The sequence below is a fragment of the Enterovibrio norvegicus DSM 15893 genome (genome assembly GCF_900115495.1).
In the GTDB taxonomy this organism is placed as follows: domain Bacteria; phylum Pseudomonadota; class Gammaproteobacteria; order Enterobacterales; family Vibrionaceae; genus Enterovibrio; species Enterovibrio norvegicus.
This window is the reverse complement of sequence record NZ_FOWR01000003.1, coordinates 97,859-114,307: the sequence shown is the minus strand read 5'-3', so window position 1 is coordinate 114,307 and position 16,449 is coordinate 97,859. Positions and strand designations below refer to the sequence as shown.

The following is a 16,449-nucleotide window of genomic DNA, read 5'->3' as shown; positions in this document are numbered from 1 at the left end:
AATTTTACATTTTTAAGTGCCTGTAATTTATATGTTTAAATTTTTTTTGGATCGCGCACTTGTGATTTCTTACCGGATGTAAACCGTTGCTTTCATAGGATGAATGTTAATTTTCTCATGTATGACACTCATTGATGTGGAGTGTGTATTCTAAGACAGTTTTCCATCCAGCCTTCACCCTAAAAGGGGTGCTTCGTGGCATTTTTGCGCGCGGTGCTTTTTTTGCTGGTTAATATTCCACCTCAGACTTAGGTAAAAGGCGAGTTTCGCATAACTTCGCCTCGTACTGCGTAAAAGTGATCATTAATGTTGTGGTCATTAGCGTTAGACGTTAGGCGTCAGGTTTTGGTGGGTATTGCTCAAACATGTCGACGATTTGTTCTTGAATAAAAGTGCGTCTGCTCTCCGGCGTCATCGATTCCGTGAGTTTTCTTTTAGACGAGGCTTTCCAAACCACTTCATCGGTTTTCGTGTTGATCATTTCAACGACCAACTGCCCATAAGATCTTTCTTCAAAGCGAACCGGTGTGCTTGCCGCGACGCCCACGTTTCTGAATCCATAACCAAAGCTAAACGAAGAACCATACGCCACGTTTTCTGTTTTCGGCACGATGGCATATTGCACCGTCACATCCGCATTTTCTGGATCGGTTGAAGGGGTTAACCCTTTTGCAACGAGCTCTGTAGAGAGGGCTTTTTGAATGCGGTTGTCGTCTAACGAAATCGTGGATGTTGATGACTGACGAATAATATCAAACGAAGAAATGGCATCGAAATTAAACTGCGAACTGTAGTCGGTATATACACTGCTTGCGCACCCTGTTAGCGCGACTGAGAACAACAAAAGAGTAAGCTTAGACAACATGAGAGACTCCTTTTGGGCCAAGGGTATGCCCGAGATGAAATGAATGAGACCCAAATGCCATGGCGACTCATGCGGAACGTTTGGGTACGCGCTTGTGGATTAATGATGCAACAATAAACTGCGTAGATATAGACCACAGAGTTATAGACCACAGAGATATAGACCACTGAAGTATGCGCAAAGTTGCTAAGAACTGAAAAATGACATTGAGATAAATGAAGGGTCAGTGAGCAATATGCTGCGTGATACGCAACGCTTCTACCGTCATCGGGTGTGTTGGGGCAAGTTGAAACATTTCCTTTGCCCATTTGGAGGCATCTGCGGTGTTGTTCAATGCTAAGGCTGCTTGTACTGCACCAAAGTGAATCCATGCGCGTGGCGCAAAGGGATAATATTGAAAGTTTTCTGAAGACATGATGTCTTTAAGCAAGGCATATCCACGGGAAGATTGATGAAAGTAATCGGGCATATTGATGAACGTCATCGCGGCCAACGACTGAATGTAAAAACCTTCATTTAATCCGTAGTAAGGTGTGGAATAGCTTCTTTCCGAGAGTTGTGACAATGCCTTATTGAGGCTATCAATCCCTTGTTGCGTGAAATCGGTTCGATACCAGGGAATCCATGTGTCTCTTGCTTTTATCGCCAATGCACTGCCGTAGTATGCGGTAAGTAGTGGGTCATCTGGGTATTGCTGTAATAAGCTTTCAACAGCTTTAAGTACTTGCTCACTCGCTTTTCGATTACCGTCTACAGCCACCATGTAAGTGTCTTGCAGGGACTCAGCGAGCGGGTCAGCGTTTACTTTGGTGAATTGCAACGAATAGCCAATGATGCCAATAATTAAAACGCTGGCGAGCAATGAGTAGAGTGATCGAGAAGCGTAAATCATAGGATTTCCCTCTTTTAACCTCATTGGTGAATTCAATGGTGCTACTCTACTGTGCTTTGCGAATTTGGGTAGGTCGGTGCGATAAAAAGAGAATAATCGAGATAAAGAATCAGACACATTGAGTGAATTGTTTATTGGCGTCGATGAGGCTGATTCTTATGTTACATTTGCTTAAACAAGCTTTGCGCATTTCGGCTGACAGGGAGCCGTGTTGAACCAGAAGTGGTTTCAACAAACATTTTACCGGTGATGTCTCTTGATACTCGGGCAATGGTAGCAACACGCACTATGGCAGAGCGATGGATTTGCCAGAAAGTGTCATGACACAAACGTTGGTATAGAACACGGAGCGGCGTACGGATAAGGTATTCTGCATCTGCTGTCACCACCGTGACGTATTTATCTTCTGCTTTGAACAACTGAACATCGTCAACGTGAATCAAGTGTATGTCGTCACCTTTCGCCGCCTTCAACCATAGAAAGGGGGGCGCTTTATTGTCATTGGTGCTTTCTAACAGTTTGAGCAGTTCGTCTCGTTGATCATGATCTTTATGCTGATTGACTAATCGCTCGCAGGTTTTCTGGAGCCGCCCCTCATCAATGGGTTTGACGAGGTAGTCAATGGCGCCTTTCTCAAAGGCTTCAATGGCGTAGTTATCGTAGGCCGTAACAAAGACGACGTGGGGAAACGTCCCCAACTCTTTCATTGCGCCTGCAACGGCCAAACCATCGAGACCCGGCATACGAATATCTAGAAATACTACATCAGGCTGTAGCTCTTTGATTTTCTCCACAGCCTGAAGGCCATCGCTAACGCTTGCAACGACTTCGATATCACTCGTGACTTCACCGAGGAGTTTACTGAGATGATGACGAAGTAGGGGTTCATCATCTGCTATTAAAGCGCGCATACCAAAGATATCCTTGTTGTAAAACCGCCATCTTTGTGCGGAATGAGTTCAAGCTTTCCGTTTTGTCCGTAGAGCGCAGCGAGTCGTTCTCGAACGTTCTTCATGCTGAGGCCGTGGCCTTTTGAGGCGTCGTTAAATCCAAGACCGTTATCTGTCACTTCAATGATGAGTTGTGGGCCTTCCTGTTTAAAGTGCAACCGAATAAAGCCGCCTTTGACGGAAGGCTCTATGCCATGTACCACTGCATTTTCCACGGCGGGTTGGATTAGAAACGGCGGGAATTTCGTTTGAGCAGCAATATTTTTATCAATCACGATTTCGTATGACATGCGTTCGGATAGACGTATTTGCTGAATGGATAAATAGCTATCCAATAATTTAACTTCATCTCCGATAAAAATGGCATCTTGTCGTTGTTGTTTGAGACTGGCTCGTAATAAATCGGTGATCTTCTCAAGGAGCTTTTTCGCTTTGCTCGCATCACTGTCAATGAGTACTTGTATATTTGCGAGGGTATTAAATAAAAAATGGGGCTCCATTTGGCCTTGCAGGTTTCTGAGTTGGCTATTAATTAATGCCTTTTCTTGCTCAGCTTGTCGAAGTTGGATGTCTTTTAGCTCAGATTCTGCGCGCCCAGCTCGCTCTCTGGCAAAGAAGAAAAATAGCATGAAGAGCGCAATACACGCCGTGGCAAGCAAAACAGGAAACAAGAGATCCCACTTCCATACTCCCCGTCGAATATATATCCAAACCAACATGTTGGCAGCGCCAAAGACTAAGCCAAAAGCGATAGTCGCCCCTATCTTTTTATTGTCTGACCAGTGAGGGAATGCATTCGAAAAAGAGGTGCTAAAGAAGACAAAGGTTGCGCCATATCCAAACGAAATAGTGAGGTGAAAAAACAAGGCACCTTCAAAGATGTATTGCGTGCATAAAGCAATAATAATGCAGACAATAGACGTTAGAATAAGCTGTGATTGATCGAAGTATCTACGGAAATTTAACATGTTAAGCTACCTGAAAACGTAGCAGTGATAATAGATTTTATTTCTGCTAACTGAAATACCAATCTGGTTAAACTTGATGTGATAACCGTCGAGATTTAACACTATTGGTCATGGTTTTTTATTATTTTCACGTCATTACGCCGCAGCGTTAAACCATTCATATTTTAAATGTATAAATACCACAAAAAAAAGAGGCGATAAGTATGCGTTTATCGCCTTTGATAAGGGTATTGGATGCATGTTGGGTGTATTTCTTCTATGGAAAAGGGGTGGAAATAATCGCCAACGGGAGGGGACTTTATCTCAAATTTTTCATACGGCTAGAGCGCTGAGATAAACGGAGTGTTATACGGATAAATGGTGAGTATTTGGGTTAAGCGAGAACCAATTTCTCGCGCCTAACCCATTATTGTGACCTGTTACTCAGAAGTGTTGGGTGCGATATCGGTGCTTATTAAGGCTGATCGGGTGACGTTTCCACCATATTTTTGAGCTTCCTCGCACATCGCTTTACTGAGTGACAGCATAGAGTCTGGGAAAACATTCTGTTCATTGCCTTCCATGGACGAAACACCAATGCTGATCGTCATCATGCCTGTCTGAGATTGATCAAATGGAAGCGCCTCTTTCTTTAATTGGTCATGCAGCTTTTCGCAAACGATGAGCGCATTATCGCATGTCGTATGCGGGAGGATAATGGCAAAACTCCCTTTACCACGATAAGCCAACAAATCTGATGAACGCTGGCAACTTGTCGCAATCATCTTCCCCATTTTGGCAAGTTGCTTCTCAGCGTTGCTTTCGCCATACACACCAACAAAATCGCTATAGTCATCGAAGGTCAACAAGAGCAAGGTCAAGGATGTTTTATAGCGTGTGGCGCGCTTCAATTCTTTGTCGAGCATATTGTTGAAATGCTTATCGTTACTTAACCCTGTTAGGGGATCAACAGTGGTCACCTCTTCCAATTGGTGTTCAACGATGTCTAGCGTTTCTTTATTTACATCAAGAGCATGATTTAATTCGGAGTTTTCATCGCTGATATGGTGAATGGTGTCATTTTGCCGACGGGTAAGTAGGAAGAACCCCAGCACTGCAGAGATCAGTGCAAACACAACAATGAGTGTCACCAGTACTTCGGTTTTATAAACCTGCCAAATGGGCGTTGGTGGATTAATGATTCTCGCCCCGTTGGGTAATGACGCGGTTGAGATGCCGTGTTTCGCCGTCATTTCTGCATCAAAAAATAGTGCGGCTGGCGCTGGTTTGAATGGATAGTCTTCGGTTGATATTGATCCCGTTAAAAACTGGTTTTCAAGTAAGGACACAGCGAGTTGTGCAGCGGCTTTCCCTTGGCTAAACCCGGTTGCGAATTGACCGCCAATAATGCCGTGACCTAAATGCGCATGCCAGTAGCTGTAGACGGGCAGGTTCGTCATGGAAGACACGATGCGTGCAGTTTCCGCAGGGCTGTATGTTGCGCTGTTTAGCCCGTCAAGTTCAGCATTTATTAAAAACGTGTCACTCAATAAGAAAACCAAGGTATTCGACGGTTGCGCATCTAGCGTTGATTGCAATGAGGATAGGGGCTCATCGACGAGTGTTTTGACGGCGTAATCGCTGAGTCGAGGAATAACGTCAACTTGAATGGTGTCAAGCAAACGTTGGTTGTGTTGCGCTTTTTTCGAACCCACAAAAACAATGGATTGGGTGTTCGGGTGCAGTGAAAGTGCCAGATCAATGGGGGCTTTGTAATCAGCGAGTGCTGAAATACCGGTAATGGATGAGTCTGATGTTTTTTCTATGCTCGGATAGTCTCCTATCGACGTGGCGACGATAGGTTTACGTGAGAAAAGATAGGTTTGATTGTCCAAGGCAAATTCAATCGCAGGCGCATCAGAGACCACGATGAGATCGATCAATTTTTCATTTTGTTTCAGTGCAACCATGTCTGCCGTCAATGTGGTTAGCGCTTCTTGGGTATAGCGTTGGGAGTCCAAGTAAATGGTTGATACTTCGATGGTGCCACGCGTCGCCGCGAACGTGTCACGCAATCCTTTCTCGATGTCATCACTCCATGCATAACCTTGATGATATGAATTGATGTAAAGCACGTGCTTGTTATCTGAAGGTGATGGCGTATTCGCGTATGCATTGAAAGGGGAAAGCGCAACGATGGAAAGTAATAACCCACGTGCGTTACAAGCGCGGAAGAAGTAAGGAGTGCGCGCCACCCACTTTTTAAACAATGTTTTCATAAACAACCTAGCTACTTTTTGTCTCTAAATGGAAGGGAGTGTTTAGTTATTGAAACAAACCATTGCCTAAGTGTAGTTACAGTGTGGGTATTTAAGTTATGGAAAATGAGGCGTTTTCGTTCGAATTGTGGCAGGTAGCGTAATTTTAGATATGCATCAAAAAGAAAAGCTGTGGGTAAATCAAGGTGCTTAGTTATCGGGACAGTGTGTCTATCTGTCATCAGGTATCTTCACGTCAATATGGGGCGTGCGTTAAGCTTTTAAGAGCAGGGATGAAGTGAAGGGCAATGTGATGGCAATTCTGGGTTCTCGACGTAGCGTAAATCTAACGTATTCAATGCGATGGTTTTGCTATGTGCTGGTTTGCGCTTTCATGTTCATATCGACCGCTTTGTTTGCGACGCAATCTTTCTCTATCGATTACTCAACGTTCTCTGAGTGGGAGCGGAAATCTTTTAAAGGCCACACTGCCTATGCACTGTTTCAGCAAGAGGCAGCTAGCGGCATTCCGTATTACCTGTTGAATGCAAAAAGCGAAAAGTCGGCATCCGCTGTGATGATGGAGCAAGACATTGATATTGGCGTCATGCCTTGGATGTCTTGGCATTGGAAGGTGGCGCAATTTCCGCAGGTAGTAAACGAAAAATCTAAGCAGGGTGATGATTTCGCGATCCGTATTTCTGTCGTTATCCAACCTGGGTTTACTGTGATGAGCAGTCAAACCATTGTGTATGTGTGGTCTCAGCAATCGCCTGTAGGGGCTAGTTGGCCTAATCCCTATTCCCCTGACCATTTTATGATGTTGGCAGCCAGCAGCGGCACAGAGCGAGATACATGGCAATTTGCACAACGCAATGTGCAGGAAGATTTTGCCCGCATTTATGGGGAAACCTATAACACGGTCAATGCTGTCGCGATAATGTCAGACAGTGATGATTCGTTAAGCCAAACCCGTGCAACCTTGTCACCCATCGTATTCTCTACCAAACGCCAAGAAAAACCAGAATCAGAAGACATGCCTTAACAAAAGGCCGTGTTCGCTTTCTTGATGCGATTGGAATGTCTCGTACACACTGACTCGCTTCTCGCTTCTCGCTTCTCGCTTCTCGCTTCTCGCTTCTCGCTTCTCGCTTCTCGCTTCTCGCTTCTCGCTTCTCGCTTTTAATCGATATTGTACGAAAAAACACCGCCATGCGGCAGAAACAGGCGCTTGTGATACCTCGCTCTTTTCCGCGTTAGCACGGTGATAAAAAAGATATCGTGAACTCGATCCCGCGTTTGCTTGAAGTAAGAGGGGGAACTCTGTACTCTTTCGGCGATTTTTACTCACTGTTCAGGATAATCGCATTGATTAGTACAGCTAACATTACTCAGCAATTTGGCGCAAAACCTCTTTTCGAAAACATCTCGGTGAAGTTCGGTGAAGGAAACCGTTATGGTTTGATTGGCGCAAATGGTTGCGGCAAATCAACATTTATGAAGATCCTGAGCGGTGAACTTGAGCCTTCTGCAGGTAACGTTAGCGTTGATCCTAACGAGCGCGTCGCTAAGCTAAACCAGAACCAGTTTGCTTACGAAGAATTCACTGTTATTGATACCGTTATCATGGGTCATGCAGAGCTTTGGGAAGTTAAACAAGAACGTGACCGTATCTACTCGCTGCCTGAAATGACAGAAGAAGACGGCATGCGCGTTGCTGACCTTGAAGTAGAATTCGCAGAGATGGACGGCTACACCGCAGAATCTCGTGCGGGTGAATTGCTGTTGTCGGTAGGTATTCCGCTAGAGCAACACTTTGGCTTGATGAGCAGTGTTGCTCCAGGTTGGAAACTACGTGTGCTATTGGCGCAGGTGCTGTTTGCAGACCCAGACATCATGCTTCTTGACGAACCAACGAACAACTTGGATATCGATACCATCCGTTGGTTGGAGCAGACGCTGAACGAGCGTAACTGCACCATGATTATCATCTCGCACGACCGTCACTTCCTAAACTCTGTGTGTACACACATGGCTGACTTGGATTACGGTGAACTTCGCGTTTACTTCGGTAACTACGACGAATACATGTCTGCAGCGTCTCAAGCGCGTGAGCGTCTGCTGTCTGACAACGCGAAGAAAAAAGCACAGATTGCTGAACTGCAAACCTTTGTAGCGCGTTTCTCTGCAAACGCCTCTAAAGCGAAGCAAGCGACGTCTCGCGCGAAGCAAATGGACAAAATCAAGCTTGATGAAGTGAAAGCATCGAGCCGTCAAAACCCATTCATCCGCTTCGAGCAATCAAAAGAATTGTTCCGTAACGCGTTGGAAGTTGAAAACCTCTCTCAAGGCTTCGATGACATGTTGTTCTCTGGTCTGAACGGTATTTTCGAAGTGGGTGAGCGTGTTGCCATCATCGGTCAGAATGGTGTGGGTAAAACAACGCTACTTAACACGCTTGCTGGTCGCTTAGCGCCGAAATCGGGTGAATTTAAGTGGTCTGAAAATTCAAACATTGGTTACTACGCGCAAGATCACGCTGAAGATTTCGCGGAAGACATGAACCTGTTTGATTGGATGTCTCAGTGGAAAAACGAAGGTGATGATGAGCAAGTGGTGCGTGGTTATCTCGGCCGTCTATTGTTCTCACAAGATGACATTAAGAAGTCTGTTAAAGTGATTTCTGGTGGTGAACAAGGCCGCATGTTGCTTGGTAAGCTAATGATGCACAAGCCAAACATGTTGCTAATGGATGAACCAACCAACCACATGGACATGGAATCGATTGAATCGTTGAACACTGCGCTTGAGCAGTACAAAGGTACTTTGTTCTTCGTTTCGCATGACCGAGTGTTTGTTGACTCAATCGCAACACGCATCATCGAGATCCGTGACGGTAAAATCACCGACTTCAAGGGCACTTACCAAGAGTTCCTGAGTTCTCGCGGCGTGATTGAATAAGCTTCGCTTCACCCGCTGAGAAAAAAACACCCGCATTCGCGGGTGTTTTTGTTTGTGGCATTTTATGTCTCGTTAGTGTTGTCGGGTGGCTAATACCGCTTCGAATGCAGCAATACGTTTCTCTGCAATCGCGATGCTTTCCAGCCAAAATGCGCTGTCTTGTATGTCTACGCCCAAATGTTTTTTCGCCACGTCTTCGGCGGTCATTCTGCCCGTATCTTTTAAAAGTGCTTTGTAATCCTCGTAGAACGCACTCCCTTTGGCTTCACGGCGCGCGTAAACGCCTGTGCTGAACAGATAGCCAAAAAGGTAGGGGTAGTTATAGAAACTGATTTCCGCGATGCTGAAGTGCAGTTTGGTGGCCCAGAAGAGGTCGTTCGGTTCTGACATGGCATCCCCGTACCAGTCTTTCCACGTATCGGCCATTAATGTGCGCAGTTGTGAAGGCGTCAATTCACCCTGTTGACGTTTTTCGTAAAATGCCCGTTCGAATTCAAAACGAACGGGGATGTTAAGCAGCAACGCCACGGCAGTTTGCGCTTCTTCCCAAAGCATCAGTAGCGTGTCTTGTTCACTTTTGGCTTCTTCAAGCAACGCATCTCTTACTACATTTTCGGCAAAGATTGACGCGGTTTCAGCCAATGTCATTGGGTATTGGGTTTCAACGAAAGGCATGTCTTTCATTACCCAATTGTGGAAGGCGTGGCCGAGTTCATGCGCCAGCGTTAGCACGTCTGACATGCTGTTTCCCCATGTCATGAACACGAGTGGCGTGCGGGTTTTTGGGATCTTGGTGCAGTATGCGCCCATGCTCTTGTTAGGCTGCGCGGCGGCATCAATCAAGTTCTCCCGCACCATCATGTCCACGAAGTCTGCCATTTCTGGGTTCACAGCCGAAAAAGCGCGTCGAATAATGACAATGGCTTCTTCAAAGCTGTATGTCGCAGAAGGGGTATTCTCTTCGCCATTGTTGAGTGCTGGCATGGCGGCCAATTCATCCCAAGGCGTTAGCGTTGATGTGCCAAAGAGGGTGGCCATGGCTTTTGCTGCGCGTCTGCCGAGTGCTTGGCTTTGTTTCGCCACGCCCATCATGGTATCGAGTGTCTTCTGCTCAATACGGCTGCTTTCAAGTGCTGGAGCAAGAAAGTGCAATGGGCGGGTGTGACTACGTTTTTCATATTCGGTGAGGCGGTTGCTCGCAATGGCATTCAGGATCGCTGCGAAGGTGATGTCCTGTTGTTCCATTGCGTGACGAATTGCGCGCCATGCTGGTTCCCGTCGTTCACTGTCATTGCCATATAACAGGCTAGCGGCTTGCGACAGTCCCATGATTTCTTCTTTGCCACTTTCCATCACCAAGGTCACTTTCAACGTGCCAGTGATGTCGTCATATAGCCGGCCCCATGCATTTTTGCCATCAACTTGCATGGCGGAGAGCAATTGCTCTTCAGGGACAGATAGGCGGTATGTTTGCTGGTGGCGAAGACGTGAGAGGCGAAATGCATGGCGTTGATAAGAGCCAGATTCATCTGAGCCAGCAAGCACGGAGTCAAAGAAAGCTTCATCGCTGGCTGCGAGTAAACTTTCGAACGGGCTAAAGGCTTGGCTTAATGATGAAAACAAAACGTCGCATTTTATCACCAATGCTTTCGCTTGATCGTCAGCGGCATCAACGCTTGAAAGGCATGAAGCGTAGTTAGCTACGGAGAGAAGTAAATTCGTGATCTGGTCAAACAGCGACAGGGCGTGCTGACAGTCTTCAACTGAAGAGGCTGGGTGATTTTTTAAGGTATTGAGGAGGTCTTGGCTTTGAGTGAGATCCGCGGTGATCGCGCGGTCTGAAAGACCTTGATAGACAAATGAGAAGTCCCAACTTGGCGCAGTCATTTCCGTTCCCTTCTTCTAGACCCAAACAGCCTCTCCATGCGCAATCTAAGTTGATGCCAACATTTTGAGGGTGTTTGAGTATCAGTGCGTTTGTTTAACGCAGTGTAGCGGAATTCAAAGGGCAGGTCGTTACGAATGCGCCGTATTGGCAGTCGTTTTTAAAAAACGTTTTATATCAGATAAGTAGTTGGCGATTAGGCATTTTTTTCTACTTCTGCTACAGAAGCTGATACCGCGTCTAGGCCTTGCTCAGCTTCCAATGCCATTTTTTCACGATCAGCTTTTGAAATGTACTTAGGCTTGTTGCTTGTTTTTAGCTTCGCACTTTTCTTTTTCGCGCGGCTTTTTAGGATCTGATTTACTTTTTTCTTTCTGTTCATTGGGTCATTACCTCTTCGAAGGGAGGGGGATTCTAAGGAGAACACGTGAGGAACTCAAGTAAGACAGTATTACTGTTATCGAATGCGTCAAAAACAGCCAATTTTCTTTTCTTCATCGTGTTTCAAATTTGGCGAGGAAATGTAAATAACATGCGTTAATGAATACTTGGTAGCGATTGTTATATAAAGGGCTTTTTAACAGCACGCTAACAACGTTGAAAATACGCCCATTTAGGTTTGTTAATGCGCTGTTTGTTTTGCGGGATGTCTATTTTTATTGGCCTCTTCCATACAAAATTTTTGTCTGTATACTTCGCGAACTTTTCTACTAATGTTGTATTAAATCATGAAAAAATTCGCGATTAAAGCTGTGGCTACAGCGATGTTAACTGTTTCTCTAACAGGTTGTATCGGTCAGATGGCAACATCAGGCATGGTGATGAAATTGAACCTTACCGCTGTGGACAACCGCTATGCACGTGCAGGCCTGTATCTTTTGATGAGCCCAGTTTACGGTATTGCTGCAACGGCTGACTTGTTCATCTTCAACTCAATTGAATTTTGGACAGGTACTAACCCTATTTCTGGTAAATCTCCAGCGGTTGCAGACATGCCTGCAAATGCGATTTTCCGCATCAACCAGAAACTTGATAAAGACCTAACCACTGCACCTATCAAAATCTCTTCTGCTGATGTTCAACAGATCGATGATAAAACGCTAGAGATGGCAGTAAGCTACGCTGACGGTACTCAGCAGACACTGCGCGGGGAGAAAGAAGACGACATGGTAAACTTCTACCTAGACGGTGAGTTTATCTCTGCGGTTTCTGTTGAAGAGCTAAACAACTACGCTGCAAATCGCGTATAATTTAGCACGAGAAACATGATACCCCTGCAGCGTTAGCTTGCTTGGGTTGAAGGCCCTGCCATCATTGGTGGGGCTTTGTTGTTTTTGCTGTTCTAAGGCGCGTATACCGTAACGTTCTGACATGACGTATCTATTTATTGAAAGAGTTGTATTGAGAGAGGCGTGATGATTGAGCGTGGGTGTAAGGGCAAGCGTGAAAATTTGAAAGGATGCACGAAACTTCTTGTCGAGAGGAAGAGGTTCTGATGATCAAATTAATGACAACATTGCCACCCTACGTTTCTTTGTCGGTGGCGATTCTTTTCGAAATCATTGCGACATCCATGATGCCGAAAACCAACTCATTCACTCAACCAGTGGTCACTGCCGTCGTGTTGGTGTGCTATGGCATTTCATTTTATTTACTGTCGTTGACTGTAAAAGTGATGCCGTTGGGCATTGCCTATGCGATTTGGAGTGCTGCGGGGATTGTTCTTGTATCGATGGTTGCATGGCTATGGCATGGTCAGCAGCTTGACTTACCTGCGATGCTAGGCATGTCAATGATCATTGCAGGCGTGGTGATTATTAATCTTTTTTCTTCAGTTGTTCACTGAGTCTGCTGTTTTTTCTATAAGCCTATAGCTTGTTCTTCGAAGCCTATTGTTTATTGAGCCTATTGTTTATTGAACCTATAGTTTGTTTTGGCGGCGTGGTGCCGATGTGGCATCACCACGCTTATTTTGACGCTAATACCTCTGAACGCGCCGCGTTGAGCAGGGTGTCGAGGTCATAATGTCCTTGGTCATCTACCCAAGATAATCCCACGCTGTACTCTACGTGATAGTTGAGGTTTCTCTCCTTGCCAGAGCGTTCCACGCGCTCTTTAAAACGTCGTAAGGTATCATGCGTGCTTTCCAGTGACGTATTGGCCATTAACACCACAAATTTATCGCTAGCGAGCCTACCAAGCACATCAGAATTTCTAAATCCGAATCGCAATAACTCCCCAAAAAACGCCAGTGCGCGATCACCTTCTTTATTGCCATGCTTTTGATTGATTCTGGCAATGTCTTTTAAATCGAAATAGGCCAAGCTCACAGGCAGTTCCATACGGTCGCACATGTTGAGGCTGTTCTGCGCCAATACGGTAAACCCTGCTTCATTGAGAAGTCCGGTGAGATAATCTTGCGTAGACATTTCCATTGCTGCTAATTCGTGTTCAACAAGATCGGCGATATCTTTCAAACTGGTGATGTCTTCTGCGGGGAAATCGCGAGGCGCACTGTCCCAAATACTGAGGCTGCCGATGACGGTGCCATTGCTGTGTCTAAGCGGCACAGCCGCGTAGAAACGTACATGCTGTTCGCCTACTACCCAGGGATTATTGGCAAAACGAGGGTCTTGGCTTGCATCATTAACGATCAGTGGGTCATTGGACAAGATTGCATGGGCACAGAATGACAATTCACGAGGTATCTCTTTGGGGAATTGTCCTACTTGAGATTTTACCCATTGGCGTTTTGAGTCAATGAAGCTGATGATTGCCTCATCTGAGGCATAGAGTTGTTGGGCAAGGCGCGTTAATCGATCAAAGCGCTCTTCTGCACCAGTATCCAAAACATTGAGATGATGCAGTGCCTGAATGCGTTGCATTTCATTTGAAGGAAGGGTGGGCTTTTTCATGAGTCATCCAAAGTGTTCCATGCCTTCTAAAACTATAGAACACAATGAGATAACCCATGTTTAACCCCTCAAAAAAAAAAAGGATAAGTATTGTTAAGCGCGTTAGCTCGCAGTGTTAGGCGCTAAGCCGTCGGGAGCTGCTGTTGGTTCCGACGCCGTTTCTTCATCACCTTCTGACTTGGCTGATATCGATGTGATCTGCTGGCCAGAACTGTGAGTGAATCGGCGCACGAGAAGGTTGAGTTCTGCGGCGAGTAACTCAATCGTATTCGCCGATTGGTTTGATTTTTTCGCAGCTTTCGACGTAGCAGCAGCCAAATCAGCAATAGCAACAATGTTTCTATCAACGCTCTCCGTCACCACCGTTTGTTCTTCCGATGCGGTTGCGATTTGTAAGTTCTGCCCCGCGATATCTTCGATTTGATCCACCATGACGCTCATGACATTTGCGCCGTCTTTTGCTTGTTTTACACTAACGTTCGCCATGTCACTACTTTGATTCATGACATCGGCACTGTGTCGAATACCTTGTTGGAGCTGTTCAATGATCTTGGTGATTTCGTCGGTAGATTCGTGAGTTTTCATTGCAAGCTCACGCACTTGGTCTGCGACGACAGCAAAGCCTCGACCTTGGTCGCCAGCGCGTGCCGCTTCAATGGCCGCATTCAGTGCCAAGAGGTTGGTTTGTTCGGTGATCGCGCGGATAACGTTGATCACAGAGCCTATATCTTCACTATCACTATTGAGTTGCTGCATGTTTTCGCTGGCGCTTCGCATGCTCTCTGACAGTTCATTGGTCTTGCGCGATGTTTGGCTGTTCACGTTGCGTCCCGTTTTTGCCGACGCTTGAAGGTCGGTAGCCACAGAGGCGGCGCGAGCAACACTTTGCGCAATGTCTTTGCTGGTGGCTGTCATTTCGTTCATTGCTGTTGCCACTGTTTCTGATTCCTCTCGCTGACGTTCAGCGTTAGTGGCCGTTTTCCCCGCAAGTATCAGACTTTGATTGGCATTGGATGAGAGTTGATAAGAAATACTGGCGATTTTCTCCATGGTGTATTGGAGTTTTGAAATGAACCGATTGAAGTGGTTCGCCAACTGAGACAGTTCATCATTGCCTGGCATTTGCATACGTACATCCAGTGAACTGTTACCTTCTGATATCTTCTTCATCAAGTGGTTGGCTTTTAACACTTTTATCGTGACATGTCGGGTGACCATGGTGAGTGCAAAACACACCAATACAGCCAAGAGGCCGCCTACCGTGGTGATACGTGTTGTGACGGAACTTTCCCTTTCTTTAATCGCGGACACCAGATCTTCACTGAGCCCTTCCATCTGCTTTTCCGTTTTCTGAACAGAAGCACGTAAGCTGCCGTGAAGGCCCTGTTGAGGAGAAAGGCCGATTTGCGCCATACCTAATGCAAGCTCATTAAACGTGTCTTGGTACTTACGCAGTGACGTTTCCATGATCAAACGCTGGCTGGCAGGCATATCACCGGTCGAAATCTGCGATTGAATGTTTGAGTACAAATCGTTGAATTTATTTACATAGCTGGCATCAAGTCGAAGCAGAAAATCTTTCTCAAAACGCCTTAACATCAGAAGCTGGTTGTAGAGGGCATTATCCGCAATATCTTGAATTTCTTTTTCCAATTGATGGGAAGCGCTGCGGGCTAATCCCTGTAATCCACTTTGATGGTCGACACCGACGGTGATGCGTTGATTCACTAACGCCTCAAAGTCGAGTTGGTAAGTTCTTAGTGTTAACAACATCTTGGAGATAGCTTGCGACCCAGACATGTCTAAACTGTTCACTTTCGCTCGCGCGTTTGTGAGGGTGTCGCGTAAGTACTGATATTCCGCATCAAATCGATCTTTGTACTTTAGGTCATTGCGTGCCATGAAGTCTTTTTCGTGGCGACGAAGCATCAGCACCGACGTTTGGCTTTTTAATATGTCGACAGAGGCGTTGTCCAACACACTCAGTTGCTTAAAAGAGAGGAAAAAGGTGAGTGCGAAGACGCCAACAGAGACCACTATCATCGCGACAATCCCATGAAGTTGGGCTTTTATTGTGTTTGGCAGTGCATTGAACATGTCGTCTCCTGTTTCGACGTTTGCACCTCGGAACGGCTGGGTGTGTCAGTCTTTTTATATGCAATGTCTTAAATGTAGGACAGGAGAGCGTAGTGCTACGTGTTTTATGAAAAAAATATGTCATTCGAAACCGACTTCATGATCTGTGTCTGTTCTTTACTCGCGTGAGACGAAGGAACTAGTAGGCTGATGCTTGAAGGTTATCTCTATCTGTCATACTGATTTCATTCATATTCTTTGAATGAATCGAACAAACATCTTGTATGGAAGTTCATGCTGTTCACTTCTATCTTTAAGGCAAAGACGAGCACATAGTTGACGTGTTGCTTGCTTTGAAATGGAGAGTCAATAATGAGAAAAATCATCGTTGCAGTGGGATTACTGGCAGCATCATCTTCAGTATTTGCAGGAACAATGGGAAATGATCTCGACTTGCGTGTCGTGACGGTAACGTCGGGTTCGTGGGTTCAAGTGCTTCAAAATGGTGAGCCATTTGAGGGAGCGACGGTATCGCTATCGGGCACACAGACCGAGCATGTTACGTCAGAGAATGGTCGCGTGTTTGTCATGGCGGAGCAGCCTTACACACGGTCAGGGACTTTTTCAGCCGTAACGACAGACGGAAGAGAAATCAGCAAACGCGTGGTGCTTCCGCGTGACCGCAACGACTAAGGCGGTC

Annotated in this window: 14 protein-coding genes; 5 read left to right on the top strand and 9 right to left on the bottom strand. The window is 45.8% G+C overall.

The window, feature by feature from the left end; all coding sequences use genetic code 11:
- Positions 1-331: 331 nt before the first annotated feature.
- The 5 genes from BM082_RS02825 to BM082_RS02805 all read right to left on the bottom strand — a co-directional run bounded on the left by BM082_RS02825 (position 332) and on the right by BM082_RS02805 (position 5,933).
- Positions 332-865, bottom strand: a complete 534-nt coding sequence (locus BM082_RS02825) for a DUF4136 domain-containing protein (RefSeq protein WP_074925200.1) — start codon at positions 863-865, stop codon at positions 332-334.
- A 223-nt stretch (positions 866-1,088) separates the two neighbouring features.
- Entirely contained in the window at positions 1,089-1,757 is a 669-nt protein-coding gene (locus tag BM082_RS02820) for a hypothetical protein (protein ID WP_017014789.1), read from the bottom strand.
- A 161-nt stretch (positions 1,758-1,918) separates the two neighbouring features.
- On the bottom strand, positions 1,919-2,668 hold the full coding sequence (locus tag BM082_RS02815; RefSeq protein WP_074925198.1) for a LytR/AlgR family response regulator transcription factor: 750 nt from the start codon (positions 2,666-2,668) through the stop codon (positions 1,919-1,921).
- Positions 2,656-3,675 (bottom strand): sensor histidine kinase, encoded by a 1,020-nt coding sequence (locus BM082_RS02810; RefSeq protein ID WP_017014788.1) that lies wholly within the window; start codon positions 3,673-3,675, stop codon positions 2,656-2,658. Before BM082_RS02810 ends, BM082_RS02815 begins: the two co-directional genes overlap by 13 nt.
- Before the next feature lie 419 nt (positions 3,676-4,094).
- Complete coding sequence (locus tag BM082_RS02805; protein WP_017016825.1) at positions 4,095-5,933, bottom strand: diguanylate cyclase; 1,839 nt, start codon at positions 5,931-5,933, stop codon at positions 4,095-4,097.
- Positions 5,934-6,306: 373 nt separating this feature from the next.
- Here BM082_RS02805 and BM082_RS02800 point away from each other — a divergent pair, with 373 nt between their 5' ends.
- Entirely contained in the window at positions 6,307-6,957 is a 651-nt protein-coding gene (locus tag BM082_RS02800; protein ID WP_244275903.1) for a DUF3047 domain-containing protein, read from the top strand.
- A 323-nt stretch (positions 6,958-7,280) separates the two neighbouring features.
- Positions 7,281-8,873, top strand: coding sequence for an ABC-F family ATPase (locus BM082_RS02795; protein ID WP_017012359.1), 1,593 nt, complete (start codon positions 7,281-7,283; stop codon positions 8,871-8,873).
- A 72-nt stretch (positions 8,874-8,945) separates the two neighbouring features.
- Here the strand turns inward: BM082_RS02795 and BM082_RS02790 are convergent, their stop codons facing one another.
- Together BM082_RS02790 and BM082_RS02785 are read right to left on the bottom strand one after the other, a co-directional pair.
- Positions 8,946-10,760, bottom strand: coding sequence for a M3 family oligoendopeptidase (locus BM082_RS02790; protein WP_074925194.1), 1,815 nt, complete (start codon positions 10,758-10,760; stop codon positions 8,946-8,948).
- A gap of 194 nt (positions 10,761-10,954) precedes the next feature.
- On the bottom strand, positions 10,955-11,140 hold the full coding sequence (locus BM082_RS02785; RefSeq protein ID WP_074925192.1) for a DUF2986 domain-containing protein: 186 nt from the start codon (positions 11,138-11,140) through the stop codon (positions 10,955-10,957).
- Between the two features lie 346 nt (positions 11,141-11,486).
- Between BM082_RS02785 and BM082_RS02780 the strand changes: the two genes are divergently transcribed.
- Both BM082_RS02780 and BM082_RS02775 read left to right on the top strand, forming a co-directional pair.
- A complete protein-coding gene (locus tag BM082_RS02780; protein ID WP_017012356.1) occupies positions 11,487-12,008 on the top strand; it encodes a DUF3332 domain-containing protein in 522 nt (173 codons plus the stop codon).
- Positions 12,009-12,274: 266 nt separating this feature from the next.
- Positions 12,275-12,604 carry a DMT family transporter gene (locus BM082_RS02775; protein ID WP_371734715.1) on the top strand — a complete coding sequence of 110 codons (330 nt, stop codon included), beginning with the start codon at positions 12,275-12,277 and terminating at the stop codon, positions 12,602-12,604.
- Between the two features lie 121 nt (positions 12,605-12,725).
- Here the strand turns inward: BM082_RS02775 and BM082_RS02770 are convergent, their stop codons facing one another.
- Positions 12,726-13,673 carry a sensor domain-containing diguanylate cyclase gene (locus tag BM082_RS02770; RefSeq protein WP_074925191.1) on the bottom strand — a complete coding sequence of 316 codons (948 nt, stop codon included), beginning with the start codon at positions 13,671-13,673 and terminating at the stop codon, positions 12,726-12,728.
- 102 nt (positions 13,674-13,775) lie between these two features.
- Positions 13,776-15,770 (bottom strand): methyl-accepting chemotaxis protein, encoded by a 1,995-nt coding sequence (locus BM082_RS02765; protein WP_074925189.1) that lies wholly within the window; start codon positions 15,768-15,770, stop codon positions 13,776-13,778.
- 351 nt (positions 15,771-16,121) lie between these two features.
- On the opposite strand from BM082_RS02765, the gene BM082_RS02760 reads away from it, so the two are divergent.
- The gene (locus BM082_RS02760; protein ID WP_074925187.1) at positions 16,122-16,442 is read left to right on the top strand and encodes a hypothetical protein; all 321 of its coding nucleotides are present in this window, start codon (positions 16,122-16,124) and stop codon (positions 16,440-16,442) included.
- Positions 16,443-16,449 lie beyond the last annotated feature (7 nt).

What these genes read in the sequence shown, in the direction of transcription:
- BM082_RS02800 (WP_244275903.1), top strand. Translation starts at nt 6,307, where the DNA reads ATGTTCATATCGACCGCTTTGTTTGCGACGCAATCTTTCTCTATCGAT.
- BM082_RS02785 (WP_074925192.1), bottom strand. Translation starts at nt 11,140, where the DNA reads ATGAACAGAAAGAAAAAAGTAAATCAGATCCTAAAAAGCCGCGCGAAA.
- BM082_RS02825 (WP_074925200.1), bottom strand. Translation starts at nt 865, where the DNA reads ATGTTGTCTAAGCTTACTCTTTTGTTGTTCTCAGTCGCGCTAACAGGG.
- BM082_RS02780 (WP_017012356.1), top strand. Translation starts at nt 11,487, where the DNA reads ATGAAAAAATTCGCGATTAAAGCTGTGGCTACAGCGATGTTAACTGTT.
- BM082_RS02805 (WP_017016825.1), bottom strand. Translation starts at nt 5,933, where the DNA reads ATGAAAACATTGTTTAAAAAGTGGGTGGCGCGCACTCCTTACTTCTTC.
- BM082_RS02815 (WP_074925198.1), bottom strand. Translation starts at nt 2,668, where the DNA reads ATGCGCGCTTTAATAGCAGATGATGAACCCCTACTTCGTCATCATCTC.
- BM082_RS02760 (WP_074925187.1), top strand. Translation starts at nt 16,122, where the DNA reads ATGAGAAAAATCATCGTTGCAGTGGGATTACTGGCAGCATCATCTTCA.
- BM082_RS02820 (WP_017014789.1), bottom strand. Translation starts at nt 1,757, where the DNA reads ATGATTTACGCTTCTCGATCACTCTACTCATTGCTCGCCAGCGTTTTA.
- BM082_RS02770 (WP_074925191.1), bottom strand. Translation starts at nt 13,673, where the DNA reads ATGAAAAAGCCCACCCTTCCTTCAAATGAAATGCAACGCATTCAGGCA.
- BM082_RS02810 (WP_017014788.1), bottom strand. Translation starts at nt 3,675, where the DNA reads ATGTTAAATTTCCGTAGATACTTCGATCAATCACAGCTTATTCTAACG.
- BM082_RS02790 (WP_074925194.1), bottom strand. Translation starts at nt 10,760, where the DNA reads ATGACTGCGCCAAGTTGGGACTTCTCATTTGTCTATCAAGGTCTTTCA.
- BM082_RS02765 (WP_074925189.1), bottom strand. Translation starts at nt 15,770, where the DNA reads ATGTTCAATGCACTGCCAAACACAATAAAAGCCCAACTTCATGGGATT.